Origin of the sequence: Clostridium sp. BNL1100, assembly GCF_000244875.1 — a bacterium.
GTDB lineage: Bacteria > Bacillota > Clostridia > Acetivibrionales > DSM-1351 > Ruminiclostridium.
This window is the reverse complement of the sequence record NC_016791.1, coordinates 2,072,397-2,091,686: the sequence shown is the minus strand read 5'-3', so window position 1 is coordinate 2,091,686 and position 19,290 is coordinate 2,072,397. Positions and strand designations below refer to the sequence as shown.

The window sequence follows — 19,290 nt, the reverse complement described above, 5'->3', positions numbered from 1 at the left end:
TATAAAAATTCTCAAAACATAACCGCATTACCGTAGTTATCTATTACGATTATTTTGATACTTTTTATAATCACTTTTTATTAGATTTTTAAATAACGATAACTTTTTCTGAAAAGAAGGTACTATTCTGTCATAATGCTTACAGCTAATATAACCAAATGGTTCGTAGACGTAATTGAAAATAAGATATAATGATAGTTAGAAAGAATATAACTTAGAGAATTAATACTTATAAAAGCGAATCTTACAGATATTTGAAATGAATATGTTTAAGCCGTTTACCTTAGGTGCTTACCATTATCAAATTTTATCATTTTTTGTTTTAATAATTAATAATACATTACCCCTTTAAACGCTTTTTTCATATTTTTCGTATAGCCATAAATGCTTTAAATTCATATTACCATTTATGTAATTAAATGACAAGTACTTTTTTAACATTTTTTCAACAGGATTTTTGGTAATTTTTTATAAACTTAGTCCTTCTATTTTTTGGTTTTTTGTGCTATTTTTCTACATACCGTAAAGTAAATAATTACTATTTTATGTTAATTATCTACCTCTTTTGTAATTTTCTAGATATAAAATTATCATAAATAATAATAATATGCAATATTAAAACATACTTTTATAACTTGTCCACAGTTATAAGTTGAATGAACAAACTAAAATTTATGATTTTTTTGTCGCTTTTAATAAGTTTTACATGTAATTACTTCTTTACATGATATCAACATAATTAATTTATTAGCTTTTTACTTTTCAGTATAGTATAAATAATTACTAAAAACACAAACAAAATTATACTTCCTATCAGCCCTGATATCTGTCCGGGATATAAAGGTGATGTGGCAAATACTATTACTATAAATGTTATCGCTATAAAATTTATTAAAGGCCATCCGGGGACTTTATATTTAAGTCTGTCAGGCTTCTCTTTTAGTGTCTTCCTTCTATAGAATAAATGTGTAATTGAAATTGTAAGCCAGTTAACAAGTGCAGTAAACCCGCTGGCTGCCGCCAGAATTTCAAATACCTTTGATGGTACTATATATGAAATAACAGCAGTCAAAAGTAGAACGATACTACTGAGTCCAAGTGCATAAACAGGAACACCGTTTTTATTTTTTATTAAAAAGGTCTTTGGAGCCTGTTTCCCCAAACTTAGTGAGTTCAGCATCCTTGAAGCACTGTACATTGATGAGTTAAGTCCGGATAGTGCCGCTGTCAACACAACGAAGTTTAAAATATCACTGCCAAAAGGCACCCCTGCCCTGTTTAAAATTTGAACAAAAGGACTTTCTGAAGTTGAGAATGCTCCCCAGGGCATTAAACAAATAATAAAAAGTATTGAAAATGTATAGAGAACTATTACTGTAATGGTTATTGTATAAATAGCAGGAGGTGCATCCTTTTCAGGATTTTCTGATTCGGCAATTGAAAGTCCTATGATACCGGTACCCGTGAAGGAAAACATTACCATAATCATAGACGCAAAAATGCCTCTTAATCCGTTTGGCATAAAACTATTGACAGATTGGAAAACAGGAAGTGGCTTAATTCCGCCAAAGGATGTTATACCAACTATAGTAGTAAGACCAAATATAATAAAAACAATAAGAGACAAAACTTTAATCGAAGCAAGAAAACTTTCAATTATACTCAATCCCCTGGCATCCTTTAGATTTATTCCCGTCATTACTAATGCATAAATAACGCAGAACACCCATAGTGGAATACCGGGAAACCACAAACCTGTAAAAATTGCCGCAGCAGCAACTTCACTGGCCATTCCAAGGACACCGCTGAACCAAAACATCCAACCGTTTACAAAACCTATCCATGGTCCGAATATTTCTGATGCATGTACCCTGAAAGACCCCGGTGCAGGATTAATAATAGTCATTTCAGTTATAAACATTACTTCCATTACCATAATAATCCCACCAAAAATGTAGGCCAGAATTGCCGCAGGGCCAGCAATTGAAATTACTGTCCCGCTACCGAGAAATATACCGGAGCCGATTATATTCCCAAGTGCCATTATAATTAGATGATTTCTGCTAAATCCTTTTTTTATAGATTTACTGCTCAATTAAATTCTCCTTGTTTAATATATTTATTCCTTCTAAAGAATAGGATAATCAGTGCTAAACCGATTATCCTATTCAAGGTTATACTATATCAAGTTTTATCTTTAAATGTTGTGCAGCATGTCTCATCACTTATACTGGCTTTGGCTCCATCCATTGAGTTAACTTCAAGTGCATTGGCATAGCACATTTGACCTTCATTGTAGGCACAGTTTGTGACGCCACACTTAACTTTCATACAAGGTGCATCCATTCACAATCACCTCCCAGTATTATTTTTCTGTAATGCTGTACTAAAAGATATTATTTTCACATTATAAATAATTAAACTAAGGAATTTTTAACATTAATAAAATTACTCGTTATCTGTACTTACACTCTTTTTGGACTTTTTAACTTTGTAGAGGATAAATCCTACTATAATCAAGCAAGCTAAAACTATTACAGAAAGAATATTAAAGTATGACAAAAATCTGTTTACCGCAGAAATATTATTACCTATAAGACGTCCTATAACCATATATATAGCCTGCTGTAATAATATTGAGATAAATATATACGAAAAATAAACTCTCTTTTTAACCCGAAAAACTCCTGAAAATAAAACCATTATGGTGCTTGTCCCCGGTATGAACTTACTTAGTATTAATCCATATTTACCATATTTATGAAATACCTTTTCGGAACGTTTTATATGTTTTTCGTCAATATATTTTAATACTATCTTATACCTTAAAACTTCATTACCCTTTTTATACCCGAACCAATAAACAAGAATTGAACCCACAAGGCTCCCCAATATTGAATTAATTAATACCGGTGCAAAATGGAATTGCCCTCCCAGTGTTGTCAGATAACCTTCAAATACAATGATAACATCTGAAGGAAAAGGCGGAAAAACCAACTGAAGAATTCCGGTTAAAAAGAAAAATAAATATGTAACTATAACATTATTATTTATTACATGATGTATTAAATTAAAAATAAAATTTTGCATTATTTTTAGGAGCCTCCTTGGTAAACATATATCTATTATACCCAATAACTCATAGTTTGTCTGAAAAAGGCAAAAAGCTCATTGCACATGACTTGTGAATGAGCTTTTTGCAATTTGTATTTTTTGTATTATTTTTGTAATTCGTCTTTCCCTGCGTAATTCTCTACATAATCGTAAATCTTTTTTGATAATGTAGCTTCATTCTTGCAGGCTGTTCCAAAATCCACATTATCTGTCATAATCGAAAGTACATATGGATGCGATGCAAATACTATGCCTACATCATTGGCAGTTTTTACCTGATTACCTATTTTATGAGCAACTTTTACACCTGTAAGCTGTGCATCAATCCTGTCATGCCAATCTGTATTTTCAAGGTTATTTATAAGTTCCCCATAAACATCTTGATTTTTAAGATAGTGTTTGTACAAATCCTGTGCTACCAATGCCATATCGTATGGACATGATCGATGGCGATTATCATAATAGACCTTTCCACCAAGATCAACCAGATATTGACGGACATTTTGTATATCCAGAAGCCTGATTAACATATTAACACCGCAATTATCGCTTTTTCTTATTGCCAGCTTTGATGTTTCACGAACGGTATACTGGGTTCCGAAAGCAGATTTCTGTATTATTCCCGTACCGGGTTCAACGTCTTCCTTCTGATAAGTAAGCATATCGTCCAAATTAACTTTTCCGGCCTCAACATTTTTATACAAAAGAACATTGATAGGAAGCTTCGAAGTACTTGCTGCTATATATCGGTCAGTATCATTAACATTGACCATCTCTCCGGTAGCCAGATCAATAAATGTAACTCCGTACTTTCCTGATAGCCCTGCAGTATAGTCAGTTATTAATTTTTTTAATCCATCCATCTTACCGCTTTTTTTAACAGATCCTATATTAGGAAGAAAGCCGTGATCCTTTGTATTGGCTCCGTTTAGTGTGGTATCGGAAGTTGATGTTGTCGCTGTTGCTGCAGTGGAATCAGATGGCGTTGGTGTAGTTGTGGATATACTGGTTTGTGCAGCAGCAGACTTTGATGAAGCCGTGGGAGAAGTAGCCGCTGTTTCCCCCTTATTCATGAACAGGTAAGCTGCCATAGCTATAGCTATTATTCCTAACACACCTATTGTAGTAATAAGTGCACGTCTTTTTTTATACTTTTTTTCATTTTTAAAGTAGTAAGAACTCATTTTTATCCTCCGTATAAGATTACATTTGCTTCTATCATTATAGTAGTATTAATGTAATCTGTAAAATATATCTGTTATTTACTATTTTCAAACAATAATCTGCAGTTATCTGCCCTGTATTTTGATATTATATATTCAACAGGCTGACCGCTTTTTGAAAATAGTGTATTCTGAAGCTTAATAAGTGGCTGACCAGGCTGAACTCTCAGAAGTGGCGAATCATTTTGGTCTGCAAACACTATTTCCAGTATACTCCTGCTCTTATCAGGAATTAAAGGGTATTTCCCCCTTAAAATATCTATAGAAGATTTTCCATCTTTTAATTGGGAAATAATGTCAGGGAAAAGACTTAGAGATATGTACGACTTATTAAGAGAATAGACTTCATTTCTCTGATTATTTATAAATGATAAATACGTTATTTCTGCAATTGCCATACTTGAATTAAAGTTAAATATTTCATTAAGTTGACCTATAGATGAACTCCCTATATCTTTCAAGTCAATAATATTTTTTTCTGCAGGAGTCTGGCAGTCAAGTACTGAATCTGTAAACCCGCTGTAATCTTTAATATCAATTACGTTTTTTCTTCCATATACAAATGTTCCCTTTCCCTTTTCCTTATAAAGATAACCGCTGTTAGTCAGCTCACTGACAGCTTGTCTCACAGTAGGCCTGCTTATGTCATACATCTGGCATAAATCCTGTTCGGAAGGTATTTGGGAATTTGCAGGAAATTCATTGTTTTCTATTTTTTTAATTAATAGATCTTTTAATTGCAAATATAGCGGTATGCTGCTAAATTTATTTATCATTGAATCACTCCCAGAATGTGATAAAAGATAGGATGATGTATAGACATCCTATCTTTATAATTATAACAACATAATATTAAACTTCAACATAAATATTCTAAACTTTCAAATCAACCTGAATATCAGCTAAGCGTTCTGTATCGAGTATCGGGGTAACTTCATTCGCTATGAATTCAACAACCTGCTCCGGACTTCTTCCTATATAGTTCTTTGGTTCCAGCACGGAATTCAGTTCTTCAAGTGTCATTCCAAAACGTGCATCTCCGGCAATTCTTTCGATGAGATCGTTTTTCTCACCGTCAACTTTAACACGCTTACCGGCTTCCATTGAATGAGTCCTTATCAATTCATGGAGTTCTTGTCTGTCTCCCCCACGCTTAACGGCTTCCATCATTATATTTTCAGTAGCCATAAAAGGAAGTTCATCCAAAACGTGCTTTGTAATTACCTTAGGATATACTACCAGTCCGCTTGCTACATTAATATATATGTTAAGTATTGCATCTATTGCAAGAAAAGCTTCAGGTACGGAAATTCTCTTGTTTGCCGAGTCATCCAGTGTTCTTTCAAACCACTGTGTTGACGCTGTAATAGCCGGATTTAAAGCATCAACTATAACATATCTAGCAAGGGAAGAAATTCTCTCGCATCTCATAGGATTACGCTTGTATGCCATTGCTGACGAACCTATCTGTTTTTCCTCAAAAGGTTCCTCTATTTCCTTCATACTCTGCAACAGTCTCATATCGTTACTGAATTTGTAAGCGCTTTGAGCAATTGCACTTAATACACCAAGAACTCTGCTGTCAAGCTTCCTTGGGTAAGTCTGTCCGGAAACGGCAAATACATTTTTAAAGCCCATCTTTTCAGCGATTAGTTTTTCAAGTTTCTTAACCTTTTCATGATCACCGTCAAACAAGTTCAAAAAGCTTGCCTGTGTACCGGTTGTACCCTTTGAGCCAAGGAGTTTCATGTTTTCAATTACATGCTCTAAATCTTCCATGTCCATCAGAAGTTCCTGAATCCACAAGGTAGCTCTTTTACCTACTGTAACCAACTGTGCAGGTTGATAGTGCGTGAAACCTAACGTCGGCAGATCCTTATACTCCATTGCAAAGTCAGAAAGTTTCTTAATAAGAATGAGCATTTTACTTTTTACAAGCTTCAATGCTTCGTTCATTACTATAATATCGGTATTATCTCCTACATAACAGGATGTTGCTCCAAGATGAATTATAGGCTTTGCGTCGGGACAAAGCTCACCAAAAGCATGAACATGAGACATAACATCATGTCTGAACTCTTTTTCATACTTTTCGGCAACTTCATAATTAATGTTATCTTGATTTTTCTTCATTTGCTCAATTTGAGCATCGATTATATTCAATCCCAGTTCCTTTTCAGCTTCTGCCAGTGCAATCCAGAGTTTTCTCCAGGTAGTAAATTTCATGTCCGGTGAAAAAATCTGCTGCATTTCACTGCTTGCATATCTTGCATTAAAAGGACTTTCATAGACGTTTTTCATTCAACAATCCCCCAACTAACAAAATATTTAATTTAATCATATCTCATGTCACTCAAATATTATACAACATATGCCGAATATTTGCATCAATAAATTTAAAAATGTTCGGATTTTAAAGTTGCAAAAAAAAGTGCGGGATTTTATCCCGCTTTAGACATTTATGAATATGAGATTGTAATTGACATTACAATTCTAACTCATGGATTATTATAGCTTGAAAAATGCACCTGTTCAAGCTATTTATAAAATAATTATTGATTTAACAGTTTAGTAGCACTTACAAGCTGAACACATATTGCCAGAACGTCTATTGCTTTCTTCAATTCCTCAACCGGAGGCATTGTTGGAGCTATTCTCAAGTTCCTATCCCTTGGGTCATTACCATATGGGAATGTAGCACCCGCTTTAGTTAATGCCACACCTGCCTCGCCTGCAAGCTTAGCAACCTCTTTTGCACAATTGTCCATAGTATTGAGGCTGACAAAGTATCCGCCGTTTGGCTTATTCCAGGAAGCAATGTCCTTGCCTCCGAGTTCTTCATCTAGAATTTCAAGAACTGTATTAAATTTTGGTTTTAATATGTCGGCATGCTTTTTCATGTGAGTATTAATACCCTCAAGGTCTTTAAAGTACTTTGCATGTCTTAATTGATTTATCTTATCGTGTCCAATTGTCTGTATAGTAAGACTCTTTTTGATTCCTTTTAAATTTTCAGTACTGGTTGCCATTACCGCAACCCCTGCACCAGGGAAGCTTATCTTTGATGTTGAGCTGAAAATATATACCATATTCTCATTTCCCGCATCCTTGCATGCTTTAAGTATGTTCTTTAATTTGTCAGGACTTTCTGACAGATGATGTACGCAATAAGCGTTATCCCAGAATATTCTGAAATCCTTTGCCTTTGGTTTCAGGTTTGCAAATCTTGTAACAACCTCGTCAGTATAAGTGATTCCGTCAGGATTGCTATATTTGGGAACGCACCATATACCTTTTATACTTTCGTCTTCAGAAACAAGTTTTTCAACGGCATCCATATCTGGTCCGTCCTGTTTCATATCTACGGTAATCATTTCTATTCCAAATAATTCACATATAGCAAAATGTCTGTCATATCCGGGACTCGGACAAAGGAATTTTACACTGTCCAGCTTTGACCATGGAGTACTTCCCAAGATACCTAATGACATAGCTCTTGCAATAGTATCATACATTAAGTTCAGACTGGAATTACCTCCAACCATAATTTCATCTGTACTTACTTCCAGCATTTCAGCAAAAAGAGCTTTTGCTTCAGGAATACCGTCAAGAACCCCATAATTGAAGCAATCTGTGCCATCTGCAGCCTTTCTGAGTTCTTTTGCTGGTATATCAAGTATATCCATGCTTATATCAAGCTGTTCAGCACAGGGCTTACCTCTGGTCATATCGAGTTTAAGATTCTGTGCTTTAAATTCATTATATCTTTTTTCTAATATTTCAATTTCATTTTTTAATTCTTCTTTGGAAAAATCTTTATAGCTCTTCATAATTATCTCCTCCGATTGCCATTTTGACCTGTAACAAACATATTTAAATTTTAATACATATTATTAATATTTGCAAGTTTTATGTTCTTACCAATTCAAAAAATATAACCTCCAATATTCTTTAAAAGACTTTTTTTAGAAATTATGCAGGAATTCAAAAAACAAACTGCAGTTAGTTTTCTAAATGGCTTTTTATGTTGAAATATAGCAATAAAAGGCTATTATACCACCTCTTTATTTGAAGGGGAAATACAGCAACAAATACAGATATTACATATATTTTGTTAATTGACATTACTCTATGTACTTTATATAATAATTTACAGATTATAATATTATGTAAACCGATATAAGGACATAAGCTCAGGTTTGGTTATCTTACATAGGTGCCAGCGTAACCTGTGCCTTAATTTTTTAGGCTGAATCAGCTGGAAACAGAAGTATTTTAAGAAACCTTCCATCTTATTTCTGAAAAATAAAGAAGCCTGTAAGGCTTCCACATCAGACATGAATGCCTTCAAAGGGCATTTTCAAGAATAATAATATAAGCCGCTAATACTCCCCCTTCTGTCCAGCTGAGATTAGCGGCTTGTAAATTATTTTACTTAACAACTGTTTTTATCACTCTTAAAAAATTTTCTCCTGTGATTTTATTTATAAGTGATTCACTATAATTTAATTTCAGCAGTTCATTGATTAAATCCGAGAAGCACTGTACTCCTTCAAGGCCTACTGGCGTTTTATCTATTCCGTCAAAATCAGCTCCAAGTCCAAGAGTATCCTCACCTGTAAGTCCTACAATATGTTCAATGTGAGATATGACATGTTTCATTTCAGCTTTCCCATCATTTATTATAAAAAATGGGTATAAGTTTATACCTGTTACTCCTCCGTTTTTTTTCAATGCAAGAAGCTGTTCGTCGGTTAAGTTTCTACTGTGACCGCAAATCTTTTTAGCATTGGAATGGGAAGCTATTATGGGTACCAACGAAAGATTTATTACATCCCAAAATCCTGGTTCTGACAAGTGGGATACATCTACCATCATTCCCAGTCTGTTCATTTCAGCAACTACTTCCCTGCCGAAGGGTGTAAGACCTCCATTTGTAACAGAGTCAGCTACACCGTCAGCAATCTGGTTTCTAAAGTTCCAAGTAAGAGTTATTGCCCTTACACCCAGTTGGTAGAGAATACGCAATACAGATAAGCTTCCCTCAAGTGCTTCCCCGCCTTCAATGGTTAGAACGGCAGCTACTTTACGACTATTTATTGCGTTTACTATATCGTTGTAATTACGACATAACATTATATCATTCTTATTAATTTCAATTTCTCTGTAAAGTTTGTCAATAATATCAAGTGTACGCCTTAAAGCCCCCATTTTTGCCTGTTCAGGAGCAATAAATGCTGCAAAAAACTGAACAAAACTATCATACTTTTTTAATCTGTCTATATCAATATGACCAGTATTACTTTTCAGGGCTCCACCTGTTTTCATTATAGTTGTAATGGTATCACAATGTGCATCAACAAAAGTCATGCTGTCATCTCCATTTTAATAATTTAAATTTCTTACTTAATTAAAAGGCGTTTTTTATAAGGTTTATACTTTTTACGTTTGCACTTCCCATGGATTTATCCATTAATATTTCAATAACATCAAATCTTACCTTAGTATCCATTTTTCTTGTGTTTGTCAGGTAGATAGTTGCTATTTGACGAATCTTCTGCTGTTTAGTCCGTGTTACTGCTTCCCCTGGTGTTCCGAATGTACTTGTTCTTCTTGTTTTAACCTCTATAAAACAAGTGTATTCCTTTTCATTGGCAATTATATCTATTTCGCCCAAACGTCCTACCCTATAATTTGTTTTCAGAATAGTGTATCCGTTTCTTTGAAGAAATTCCGCTGCTTCCTTCTCGCCGACTGCTCCAATTTCCCTTTTATTTGTATCAGTCATCGTACAAATCTCCATAGCTTTCATCCACACAGCCTATAAATATAAGTATCTCTGCTACCACTTCATATATTTCCGGAGGAATTTCATCCCCTATGCTTAAAGAGGAGAGGGTTTGGGCAAGATTACTGTCCTGATATAATGGAACATTACTTTCCTGTGCCTTCTGAATAATTCTCTCTGCTATTTGGCCCTTTCCGGCTGCAACTATTCTAGGAGCTGCGTCAGTTTCAGGTGAATATTGCAGGGCAGCTGCATGTTTTATTTGTTTTTTTACGTTGTCTTCCTTCAACCGACATCCCCACCATTCGTATTTTCTGTTGTTGCTGTATTTACACTAAAATATCTATATTATTTGGCGTTTTTATAAACTCTTTTTTAGCTTCTTCTTCAAAATTTACAATGCTGATTGGGTCTTCTAAGAGCTTGTAAGTAAAATCTACTAACCTATAGCCCTTTTCTAGTAGTGAATTGTACAGCATCTTGTGGCTGTCCTTTAATATATTGAAAACTCCGCTGTCTTCAAGCCTGAAATTTGTGCTGACATCCTTTTCTTTTATACTTAGTAAGGTATCTATCCTTCCGATATTGTTAGTTTCCAATGAAAGAAGTACCGTTATATTTGACGGATCCAGCTTTTTTGCCTTGGAACCTTTTTTAAGCATATAAAGTTCACCGGTAGTGTTTTGGTTGAAAATACTCAAAGGAAGCTGAACATATGAACTGTAATTATTCAGTTGGTTAATAAAATTAACATTACTCTCCAAACTATTGACTATGTTTACGGCTGCTTCCCTAACTACGGAAGGCAAATGCTGTATGGCATTTTTTACTACTGTTAAGGAGCTTTCCAACTCATTGTAAAACTTTACAGGATTAATTTCCTCGTTGTTCTGACGGTCTATTCTGACAATCAGGTTTTTTAGAGTATTTACCGCATCCTTTATAATATGCTGCTTACCTGCATCAAAGTTGAAGTTATCTAATTCCTGCTGTCTAACTCCTATTTTGTCAATAGAATTGCTAATTTCCTTGGCAATATATTTTACAGCAGTAATTTGTTCTTGAGTAAGTTTTTGTTCTTCTGTAATTGTTTGAAGTTGGTTTCTTAGTTCCTTGAGTACAGGCAGGTCTGCCTTGGAAAGTGCTGCCGGAGTTATGCTGTTATCTGTGCCAAAACCATTCTCTGCACGTAATGATGCCTTAATCGTTTCAGTTTTAGCCTGACTGTTTTGAGTATTTGCCGTATTTACCTGATTTTCAGATGTATCAGAACTTTGTACAACTGTAGCGGGACTATTCACAGTCGAGAGTGCTGCCCCTGATTTTACGGCAGAACTATTACTTGCACTGCTTCCCTCAACTATACCCTCAGCATTTCCAAACTTCATTTTTATACCGGAAGTAAGCCTTTCAAGGAGATTATCCATAACAGCTGCTTTTACAGGTACATTTTCACTGTTTTCCTTCACGATACTTGCAAGTCTGTTAACAATTTCTTGTGGGGTTTTAGGGGGTTCAGTTTCCCCTGCACCCTCCACAAGTTTTATAAGACCACTTATGTTATCTGTTATTTTTAAACGACCGGAAAGCAGGCTTTGAAGCTTTTCTATATTATTTATATTATCAGATAATTTTGAAGCTATAAGAAAAGCAGCTGCATCCGCTTTTAACCCTTTGTCTGGACTTATCAATTCTGCTATTTTTAGTAAGGATTCATTGGTTACAGGTAAATTTTGTTTAAGTAATGCCATCGCCATTTCTATATTTTTGTCAGAAATAGGCACATTAATTAAAGCTAAAGCACTTTTAGCATTTACAAGAGCCTCATTAACAGGCTGCGTCATGTTAGTGCCTAAAGACTCAAGTACAAGCTTACCACCCTCTGTTCCCTTGAAAACAAAGTTGACAAAGTCTCCTTCTTTTGCATTTATGGTTGTTAAGGCATTTGCATGTACCTCTGAACCGTCTGAAAGCTTTATGATGAGCTCTTCTCCGCTGTTTTCAAGTACCTGTGCCCTGATTACGTCACCCGGTTTAAGCTTATTCAGAATATCTGTATTGTTATTTGAAATATTTATTTGACCTGCTGCTAACCCATCTATTCTCAATCTCTTATCCTCCAGCCATACAATAAATTGCTATGCAAATCTCTGAAGAATATGTATCACTCCACGAAATTTTTAACAAAGCTTAATCTATGTATCGGACAAAGACCGAATTTTTTAATAGCAGAAATATGTTGTGGAGTTCCATAACCCTTGTGTGCAGCAAACCCGTATTGGGGATATTTTGCATCATATTCTGTTAAAAGCCTGTCTCTTGTAACCTTTGCAAGAATTGAAGCTGCTGCAATGGACAGACTCAAGCTATCGCCCTTTATAATAGGAACTTGCTTTGTACTTATATTATCAAGGCTTACAGCATCTAAAAGAATAAAATCAGCAATGGGATTAAGCTGGCTTAATGCATCAGCCATTGCCATTTTGGTAGCATTTAAAATATTAACCTCGTCTATGTATTTTTCATCAATAACTGAAATCCCATAAGAAAGGGCTTTATCTTTTATTTCATCAAACAATTTTTCTCTTTGAGCCTCTGAAAGTTTTTTTGAATCATTTACACCTTCTATTGTCAGTCCCTTAGGTAAAACAACAGCAGCTGCAACTACAGGGCCGGCCAGAGGTCCGCGTCCTGCTTCGTCAACGCCTGCGATGTAATCAAAGCCTTCACTTATAGCTTGTCTTTCAAAGCAGAGCATTTTTTGAAGGCGTTCCATTTCCTTTCCGTGCTTTTCTTTTAGTTTGTAATACTTTTCCAACAGCTTATCTACTTTAAAACCTGTGTTATGTAAAGACGACAAGTACTCAATTGCTTCCTGAACTGAAAGCTTTTGAGCCTCTTCCTGAATTTGCTTAAGTGTTAAATTTCCCATTTTTACATTCTCCAATATATTCAATATAATAAATGCATTTACTTTATTATATATTATTTATAATGACTAGTGTTATAAAGAAATGGCTCTTGCCATAAAAAGGCTGCCCTAAAAGGGCAACCTTTTTAAATTTCTATTCAGTCTTTGTTTCAGCCCTGTCACCTGGCTTCTCAAGGGTTATCCGTCCTATCTTCCCACCCCTGAATTCATCCAGAACTATAGCTGAAATTCTCGAATAATCTATTTGACCTTTTGAAACAATACACCCTCTTTTACGTCCAACCGTCTCCAATAATTCAAGAGGTTCCATGTCTTTTATAGCTTCTGGATCCAGCTTAAATCGGGTACAAAGCTCGGTATTGTACGTTTTAGACAACCTGTGGAGAAGCTCCATGGCAACTTCCCCTGTGTCCATAATATCATCCTTAATGGCTCCGGTAAATGCAAGGTTCATACCTACTTCCTGATCTTCGAACTTTGGCCATAGTATACCGGGTGTATCAAGAAGCTCCATTTCTGAGTTTATTCGTATCCATTGCTTACCTCTGGTTACACCGGGCCTATCACCGGTAACCGCTGTTGCCTTACCAACAATCTTGTTTATAAAGGATGACTTACCCACATTGGGAATACCCACAACCATGGTTCTCACAGGGGTAAATAGTTTTCCCTTTGCCTTGTTACGCTCTATTTTTTCAGACATTAATTCCCTAGCCCTGGCTTTAATTTCGTTAAGTCCCTTTCCATTTATGGAATTAATCAGAATACAATCAATTCCCTGATCAGCATACCACTTTATCCACTGCCTTGATATTCTATCATCTGCAAGATCGGATTTATTGAAAGCAACCAGTCTGGGCTTATTATTTATTAATGAATTTATTTCAGGATTTCTGCTGCTAAATGGTATTCTCGCGTCAAGAAGCTCAATAATAACATCAACAAGCTTTAAATTCTCGGCTATTAACCTTCTTGTTTTTGCCATATGCCCCGGAAACCATTGAATGTTCATAATTTCTCCTTTGTATATGAAGTTATGTTATTTTAATCCCCCAAATTTCGAAAAAGGCCATATCCTTACTACAGCGTGTCCTATGACAGAATCAATATCAACCGGACCAATTTGCCTTGAATCAAGGCTCTGTTCCCTATTATCACCCATTACAAATAACTTATCCTCAGGCACTTTATAGGGAAGCTGCATTCCATGTGAGTCTGTAAGCCCCTTTGCATATGGCTCATCTAACTTGACAAAATCCTTATCTCCCGATGATTTTCTCCAAACGTAACCATCCCTGATGTCAATCTCATCTCCCGGTACTCCGATTACTCTCTTTATATAATCAACTTCCCCGGGGTTTGCTACAGGCAAATATTTAAGCAAGCCTTTAAACTGGCCCTCTTCATGTGTAAAAACTATTATCTGCCCATGTTTTGGCTCACTGAAAAAATAACCTGTCTTATAAACTATTACATTATGGCCTTCAAAAAGTGTATTTTCCATTGATACCATATTAACTTTATAGGTTGAAAATACGAAAGCCTTTATTACCATGGATATAACTAATGCGGCTACAATCACCAAAAACCACTCAAAAATCTCTCTGCCTACAGAGTTCTTTTTTTTAGCTGTACCTGCTTCTTCTTTAACACCTTCATTATCAGAACCATCTGCATTATTTTCCGAAATGTTTTTTTCCGAGTTCAATTGATCCTTATCGTCCATATTCTGGTTCTCCATTGAAACACCACCTTAAAATTTATATAATCAAGATTTCCAAATTTCCATTTAGAACGTTACTATTATATATAAATATAGCACTTTTTTCAAATGCGATTTAGATAAATAATATAAATATAATATAATATTTTTATATAACTAAAAACCTAGGAACAGTCGCCCCTAGGTTTTTGTCTCTTAATGCTTATTTTCTGTCAAGTCTTTCCTTAACTTTAGCAGCCTTACCAACTCTATCACGGAGATAGTACAGCTTAGCTCTTCTAACAACACCTTTTCTAACCACATCAATATGGTCGATTCTTGGTGAGTTAACAGGGAATACTCTTTCAACACCTACACCGTAGGATACTCTTCTAACTGTAAAAGTTTCCTTTAATCCAGAACCTTTTAAAGCTATAACAGTACCTTCGAATACCTGTATTCTTTCCCTGTTTCCTTCCTTAATCTTAGCATGAACTTTGATAAAATCACCAATTTCCAATTTAGGAAGGTCAGTTCTTATTTGTTCATTTTCGATTGACTTCAATATATCCATTATTTGTTTCCTCCTTCCTCTCCTAGATGTTCGTGCATCATAAGTGCAGAGGACCATCCGTATTACACACGAGTGATATTATAACATAATAAAATATATACTGTAAAGTAAAAATTCTAAATCAAAATATTTAGTTTAGACCAAAATTATTGTCAACCCCTTCCTTTTCGGAATTCCTTCTGAAGCTTTGAAATCTGTCGTCCCCACTGCTTTTCCTGCAATCTCAGCTTCCCCTCTTTTTTAGCCTCAAGGTGTGCCATTTCCTTTTGCAGTTTAAGCCAGCTTTCCCATCTGGTAATGTCAAGTTCCCCAGATTCCAGGGCGAATCTGACAGCACACCCCGGTTCATTTTGGTGTTTACAGTCATAAAACCGACATTGGCCTGTCAGTTTTTCCACGTCCCCGAACATTATTTCCATACCCGTTTCGGACTCCCATAGCGAAAGGGTTCTCATTCCCGGCGTATCCATAAGTATTCCACCTTCTGGCAAAAGCACCAGTTCCCTGTGGGTTGTGGTGTGTCTGCCCCTGCTGTCGTCTTCCCGTACCTCATGTGTTTTTAGAAGCTCTTTACCTGCCAGTGTATTTAAAAGTGTTGATTTACCCACTCCTGATGAACCCAGCAAAGCTATTGTTTTCCCGGGTGTCAGAAATTTTTTTATTTCTTCCAACCCTTCTCCCGTCTTACTACTTATACTGATTACTTCAACACCCGGCGCAGAGGCCGCTGCAATAGCCATCTTCTGTGGTATGTCATCACAGCAGTCAGCCTTGGTAAGTACAACAACAGGCATGGCTCCACTATCCCAGGCTGCTATAAGGTATCTTTCCAGACGTTTCATGTTGAAATCCCTGTTTAATGACTGTATAAGGAAAACCGTATCAACATTTGCGGCAACTATCTGCTCCTTTGCTTCAAAACCTACAGCAGCCCTTGAAAACTTTGTCTTTCTTGAAAGTGCAAAGCGTATCACCGGATATTCCGCAGCTTCAATTTCTTCAAGGCCGACCCAGTCACCCACGGCAAGCTGTAAATAATTATTATCTTTATTCAAGGGTCTGTTGACACATAGCTCTCCCTTGTCAGTAACAACTCTCAACATTTGCCCGTAGTCTGCTATTATTCTTGCCGGATACATGTCTTTTGTGGGCATTTTGTTCCATTCACTCTCGAAATAATCGTCCCAGCCATATTCATTTATATTCATTTAGTACCCATCCTTTATTATTTTCTTTTCTTCCTGCCTTCTCTTCTTTTTATTTCTCATATTGTTTTCCTGAACTCTGGTTCTGGGATTTATAACCCAGCTTCCACGTATTTCTCTCATATAATCAAAAGTAGTTTTCTTTTTTGCCATTATCATCACTCCATTTTTGAATTTTTCAATAAATTTATTTTCCCATCTTACTTTTTCACAACTCTAAAAAGCACGCAAAAAACCCGCAGATAACGACCACCTGCGGGTATAAAAGCGATTTAATAATGCAAAAAATGTAATAAAAAAACACGCTACTTAAATGCGTGCCGGCACATAACTGCATATATACACGATATAGGTTGCTCGAAAGAAGCTGCACGGTAAAATCAATTAAACCTTAATTTTATAAAAAGGCCCTTGAATATATACCTGTGCCAGTATTTAATTAATAGAAAAACACCTCAACATTTTTTACAGACATTAAAACAACTCCTTTCATACTTATTATCCGTACATTTCCAATTATACAAGGCATATCAGTAATTGTCAATTGAGTCTTAAATTTGATTCTTAATAATAAAAATCTCAAAAAGGGGTATATGGTTTACAACCGTGTATACCCCTTTTTGTGGAGGGTGTAAACGTTAGATTTAAAAAATATTTTTACTTATGTACCTGTCTCCCCTATCAGGAAAAATTACTACCACACTTGCATGTTCCACTCTTTGCGCAATTACTCTTGCAGCATACATTGCAGCTCCTGAAGAAGTTCCTACAAGCAAACCCTCTTGCTTAGCAAGGAGTTTCACCTGTTCAAGTGCCTGACTGTCATTGACTTTTATTACTTCATCAATGAGTGAACAGTCCATGGTTTCAGGCATAAACGTATTTCCTATTCCTTCTATTGAATAACATCCGGGTAATCCTCCGCCCATTGTGGAACCAACCGGATCAGCCAGTATCCCCTTTATGTTTCTATTCTGTTCCTTCAAGTACTTCATTACTCCTGATATTGTACCTCCACTACCTGCTCCGGCTACTACATAGTCTATCTTTCCGTCAAGATCATTGTATATTTCAGGTCCTGTAGTTTCATAGTGAATCTTTGGATTTACCGGATTGGTAAACTGGCTAAGGCATACAGAATTCTTTACCTCTGCCAGCAGTTCCTCTACTTTTTCAAACGCACCGTTCATTCCCTTTTCAAGGGGAGTATGTATTATTTCAGCTCCTAAAGCCTCCATTATAACCAATTTTTCATGTGAAAATTTCTCTGGAACTGCAAAAAGAATCCTGTATCCTTTGTTTAATGCAGCTAAAGCTATACCAATACCGGCATTTCCGGCTGTAGCTTCTACAATTGTATAACCTTTTTGTAAAATTCCTTTGTTCTCTGCATCTTCTATAAGTGCAACTCCCATTCTGTCTTTTACGCTGCCGCCGGGATTAAATAGCTCCAATTTTGCATAAGTATTTACATTTTCCTTTATATCAGAATGATTAAGTTTTAGAAGAGGTGTTCCACCTATAAGCTCTCGAATATCATTATAATATCTCATAAACAACCTCACTTTCCAGCTTTTTTAAAAGCATTTTCAAGATCGTTTATAAGTGTCTCCTTGTCTTCAATCCCAACAGATAGTCTTATAAGGTTGTCTACGATTCCCACCTTCTGTCTTACCTCATAAGGAATGGAAGCATGAGTCATACTAGCCGGATGGCTAACCAGAGATTCGACTCCGCCCAGGCTTTCACCAAGGGTTATTACTTTTATATTTCTGAAAAATTCCTTTATATCATAATCATCTGATAATACAAAGGAAATCATTGCTCCCGGGCCATAAGACTGCTTTTTATGAACTGAATACCCCTCATTTTCAGATAGCCCCGGATAATATATTTTTGTGACTCCGGCATGGTTTTTCAGAAATTCAACTAAATACCGGGCATTCTCAATATGTCTATCCATACGCACTGTCAGCGTCTTTACTCCTCTAATAAGGAGCCACGAATCAAATGGAGAGAGGACACCACCTGTGGCATTCTGTATGAACTTTAAACGTTCCCCTGTGGCTTTATCCTTTGCTACAACCAGCCCCGCAATTACGTCACTGTGTCCTCCCAGATATTTTGTGGCACTGTGCAGCACTATGTCCGCACCCAGTTTAATTGGCCTTTGCAGATAAGGAGTCATAAAGGTATTATCAACTATAACCAGAGCCCCGTGTCTGTGGGCGATTTCTGAAATACCTCTTATATCTGTTATTGTAAGCAGAGGATTTGCAGGACTTTCTATTAGTACTGCCTTCACCTTTTGATTAATCCGTTTTTCTACCTCTACCAAGTCAGATGTATCTACTATCTCATATTCTATATTGAAATTTTTAAAAATCTTGTCAAGTACTCTGAAGGTCCCGCCGTAGATATTACTGGGTATGATAACACTATCACCGCTTTTAAGAAGCATTAATACTGCGGTTATAGCTGCCATTCCTGAGGCGAAGGCCAAACCTGTCGTTCCACCTTCCAGTTCATTTATAAGTATTTCCAAGGATTCCCTAGTAGGGTTACCCGTTCTTGAATATTCATACCCGCTATGTACACCGAGCTCCTTCTGTCTGTATGTTGATGTCTGATATATGGGTACACTTACGGCACCGGTCCTTTCATCTCCGTCTGTCCCTCCATGTATTACCAACGTACTAATTAAGCTCTGCATGTCCGCTTCTGTTATCATGTCGCTTTCCATATTAAATCC

19 protein-coding genes are annotated in these 19,290 nt (G+C 36.0%); all 19 read right to left on the bottom strand.

Going from position 1 to position 19,290, the window contains the following annotated elements; translation table 11 throughout:
- Positions 1–739: 739 nt before the first annotated feature.
- On the bottom strand, positions 740–2,095 hold the full coding sequence (locus CLO1100_RS08750) for an amino acid permease (RefSeq protein ID WP_014313400.1): 1,356 nt from the start codon (positions 2,093–2,095) through the stop codon (positions 740–742).
- Positions 2,096–2,184: 89 nt separating this feature from the next.
- Complete coding sequence (locus tag CLO1100_RS20230) at positions 2,185–2,346, bottom strand: DUF1540 domain-containing protein (protein ID WP_014313399.1); 162 nt, start codon at positions 2,344–2,346, stop codon at positions 2,185–2,187.
- Positions 2,347–2,448: 102 nt separating this feature from the next.
- Positions 2,449–3,090, bottom strand: a complete 642-nt coding sequence (locus CLO1100_RS08745; protein WP_014313398.1) for a DedA family protein — start codon at positions 3,088–3,090, stop codon at positions 2,449–2,451.
- 128 nt (positions 3,091–3,218) lie between these two features.
- The gene (locus tag CLO1100_RS08740; RefSeq protein ID WP_014313397.1) at positions 3,219–4,298 is read right to left on the bottom strand and encodes a serine hydrolase; all 1,080 of its coding nucleotides are present in this window, start codon (positions 4,296–4,298) and stop codon (positions 3,219–3,221) included.
- A gap of 74 nt (positions 4,299–4,372) precedes the next feature.
- Entirely contained in the window at positions 4,373–5,113 is a 741-nt protein-coding gene (locus tag CLO1100_RS08735; RefSeq protein ID WP_014313396.1) for a GntR family transcriptional regulator, read from the bottom strand.
- A gap of 97 nt (positions 5,114–5,210) precedes the next feature.
- Positions 5,211–6,638 carry an adenylosuccinate lyase gene (gene purB / locus CLO1100_RS08730; protein WP_014313395.1) on the bottom strand — a complete coding sequence of 476 codons (1,428 nt, stop codon included), beginning with the start codon at positions 6,636–6,638 and terminating at the stop codon, positions 5,211–5,213.
- A gap of 251 nt (positions 6,639–6,889) precedes the next feature.
- Positions 6,890–8,167: an aminotransferase class I/II-fold pyridoxal phosphate-dependent enzyme gene (locus CLO1100_RS08725; RefSeq protein ID WP_014313394.1), complete on the bottom strand. Its 1,278-nt coding sequence runs from the start codon at positions 8,165–8,167 to the stop codon at positions 6,890–6,892.
- A 601-nt stretch (positions 8,168–8,768) separates the two neighbouring features.
- Complete coding sequence (locus CLO1100_RS08720; RefSeq protein ID WP_014313393.1) at positions 8,769–9,707, bottom strand: dipeptidase; 939 nt, start codon at positions 9,705–9,707, stop codon at positions 8,769–8,771.
- Positions 9,708–9,747: 40 nt separating this feature from the next.
- A complete protein-coding gene (locus CLO1100_RS08715) occupies positions 9,748–10,125 on the bottom strand; it encodes a YraN family protein (protein WP_014313392.1) in 378 nt (125 codons plus the stop codon).
- Complete coding sequence (locus tag CLO1100_RS08710) at positions 10,118–10,414, bottom strand: EscU/YscU/HrcU family type III secretion system export apparatus switch protein (protein ID WP_014313391.1); 297 nt, start codon at positions 10,412–10,414, stop codon at positions 10,118–10,120. The genes CLO1100_RS08715 and CLO1100_RS08710 overlap by 8 nt, the downstream gene beginning before the upstream one ends.
- A gap of 40 nt (positions 10,415–10,454) precedes the next feature.
- Positions 10,455–12,233, bottom strand: coding sequence for a hypothetical protein (locus tag CLO1100_RS08705; protein WP_014313390.1), 1,779 nt, complete (start codon positions 12,231–12,233; stop codon positions 10,455–10,457).
- Between the two features lie 56 nt (positions 12,234–12,289).
- Complete coding sequence (locus tag CLO1100_RS08700) at positions 12,290–13,057, bottom strand: ribonuclease HII (protein WP_014313389.1); 768 nt, start codon at positions 13,055–13,057, stop codon at positions 12,290–12,292.
- A gap of 133 nt (positions 13,058–13,190) precedes the next feature.
- The gene (gene ylqF, locus CLO1100_RS08695; RefSeq protein ID WP_014313388.1) at positions 13,191–14,069 is read right to left on the bottom strand and encodes a ribosome biogenesis GTPase YlqF; all 879 of its coding nucleotides are present in this window, start codon (positions 14,067–14,069) and stop codon (positions 13,191–13,193) included.
- Positions 14,070–14,096: 27 nt separating this feature from the next.
- Positions 14,097–14,798 (bottom strand): signal peptidase I, encoded by a 702-nt coding sequence (lepB, locus tag CLO1100_RS08690; protein WP_014313387.1) that lies wholly within the window; start codon positions 14,796–14,798, stop codon positions 14,097–14,099.
- Positions 14,799–14,982: 184 nt separating this feature from the next.
- The gene (gene rplS, locus CLO1100_RS08685) at positions 14,983–15,333 is read right to left on the bottom strand and encodes a 50S ribosomal protein L19 (protein ID WP_014313386.1); all 351 of its coding nucleotides are present in this window, start codon (positions 15,331–15,333) and stop codon (positions 14,983–14,985) included.
- 152 nt (positions 15,334–15,485) lie between these two features.
- Positions 15,486–16,541, bottom strand: a complete 1,056-nt coding sequence (rsgA, locus tag CLO1100_RS08680) for a ribosome small subunit-dependent GTPase A (protein ID WP_014313385.1) — start codon at positions 16,539–16,541, stop codon at positions 15,486–15,488.
- Positions 16,542–16,691, bottom strand: coding sequence for a hypothetical protein (locus CLO1100_RS20770; RefSeq protein WP_014313384.1), 150 nt, complete (start codon positions 16,689–16,691; stop codon positions 16,542–16,544).
- 491 nt (positions 16,692–17,182) lie between these two features.
- Positions 17,183–18,091: a cysteine synthase family protein gene (locus CLO1100_RS08675; protein WP_014313383.1), complete on the bottom strand. Its 909-nt coding sequence runs from the start codon at positions 18,089–18,091 to the stop codon at positions 17,183–17,185.
- Between the two features lie 8 nt (positions 18,092–18,099).
- The gene (locus CLO1100_RS08670) at positions 18,100–19,281 is read right to left on the bottom strand and encodes a PLP-dependent aspartate aminotransferase family protein (RefSeq protein WP_014313382.1); all 1,182 of its coding nucleotides are present in this window, start codon (positions 19,279–19,281) and stop codon (positions 18,100–18,102) included.
- Positions 19,282–19,290: the final 9 nt, after the last annotated feature.

What these genes read in the sequence shown, in the direction of transcription:
- CLO1100_RS20230 (WP_014313399.1), bottom strand. Translation starts at nt 2,346, where the DNA reads ATGGATGCACCTTGTATGAAAGTTAAGTGTGGCGTCACAAACTGTGCC.
- CLO1100_RS08745 (WP_014313398.1), bottom strand. Translation starts at nt 3,090, where the DNA reads ATGCAAAATTTTATTTTTAATTTAATACATCATGTAATAAATAATAAT.
- CLO1100_RS08740 (WP_014313397.1), bottom strand. Translation starts at nt 4,298, where the DNA reads ATGAGTTCTTACTACTTTAAAAATGAAAAAAAGTATAAAAAAAGACGT.
- CLO1100_RS08735 (WP_014313396.1), bottom strand. Translation starts at nt 5,113, where the DNA reads ATGATAAATAAATTTAGCAGCATACCGCTATATTTGCAATTAAAAGAT.
- purB (WP_014313395.1), bottom strand. Translation starts at nt 6,638, where the DNA reads ATGAAAAACGTCTATGAAAGTCCTTTTAATGCAAGATATGCAAGCAGT.
- CLO1100_RS08725 (WP_014313394.1), bottom strand. Translation starts at nt 8,167, where the DNA reads ATGAAGAGCTATAAAGATTTTTCCAAAGAAGAATTAAAAAATGAAATT.
- CLO1100_RS08720 (WP_014313393.1), bottom strand. Translation starts at nt 9,707, where the DNA reads ATGACTTTTGTTGATGCACATTGTGATACCATTACAACTATAATGAAA.
- CLO1100_RS08715 (WP_014313392.1), bottom strand. Translation starts at nt 10,125, where the DNA reads ATGACTGATACAAATAAAAGGGAAATTGGAGCAGTCGGCGAGAAGGAA.
- CLO1100_RS08700 (WP_014313389.1), bottom strand. Translation starts at nt 13,057, where the DNA reads ATGGGAAATTTAACACTTAAGCAAATTCAGGAAGAGGCTCAAAAGCTT.
- ylqF (WP_014313388.1), bottom strand. Translation starts at nt 14,069, where the DNA reads ATGAACATTCAATGGTTTCCGGGGCATATGGCAAAAACAAGAAGGTTA.
- lepB (WP_014313387.1), bottom strand. Translation starts at nt 14,798, where the DNA reads ATGGAGAACCAGAATATGGACGATAAGGATCAATTGAACTCGGAAAAA.
- rplS (WP_014313386.1), bottom strand. Translation starts at nt 15,333, where the DNA reads ATGGATATATTGAAGTCAATCGAAAATGAACAAATAAGAACTGACCTT.
- rsgA (WP_014313385.1), bottom strand. Translation starts at nt 16,541, where the DNA reads ATGAATATAAATGAATATGGCTGGGACGATTATTTCGAGAGTGAATGG.
- CLO1100_RS20770 (WP_014313384.1), bottom strand. Translation starts at nt 16,691, where the DNA reads ATGGCAAAAAAGAAAACTACTTTTGATTATATGAGAGAAATACGTGGA.
- CLO1100_RS08675 (WP_014313383.1), bottom strand. Translation starts at nt 18,091, where the DNA reads ATGAGATATTATAATGATATTCGAGAGCTTATAGGTGGAACACCTCTT.
- CLO1100_RS08670 (WP_014313382.1), bottom strand. Translation starts at nt 19,281, where the DNA reads ATGGAAAGCGACATGATAACAGAAGCGGACATGCAGAGCTTAATTAGT.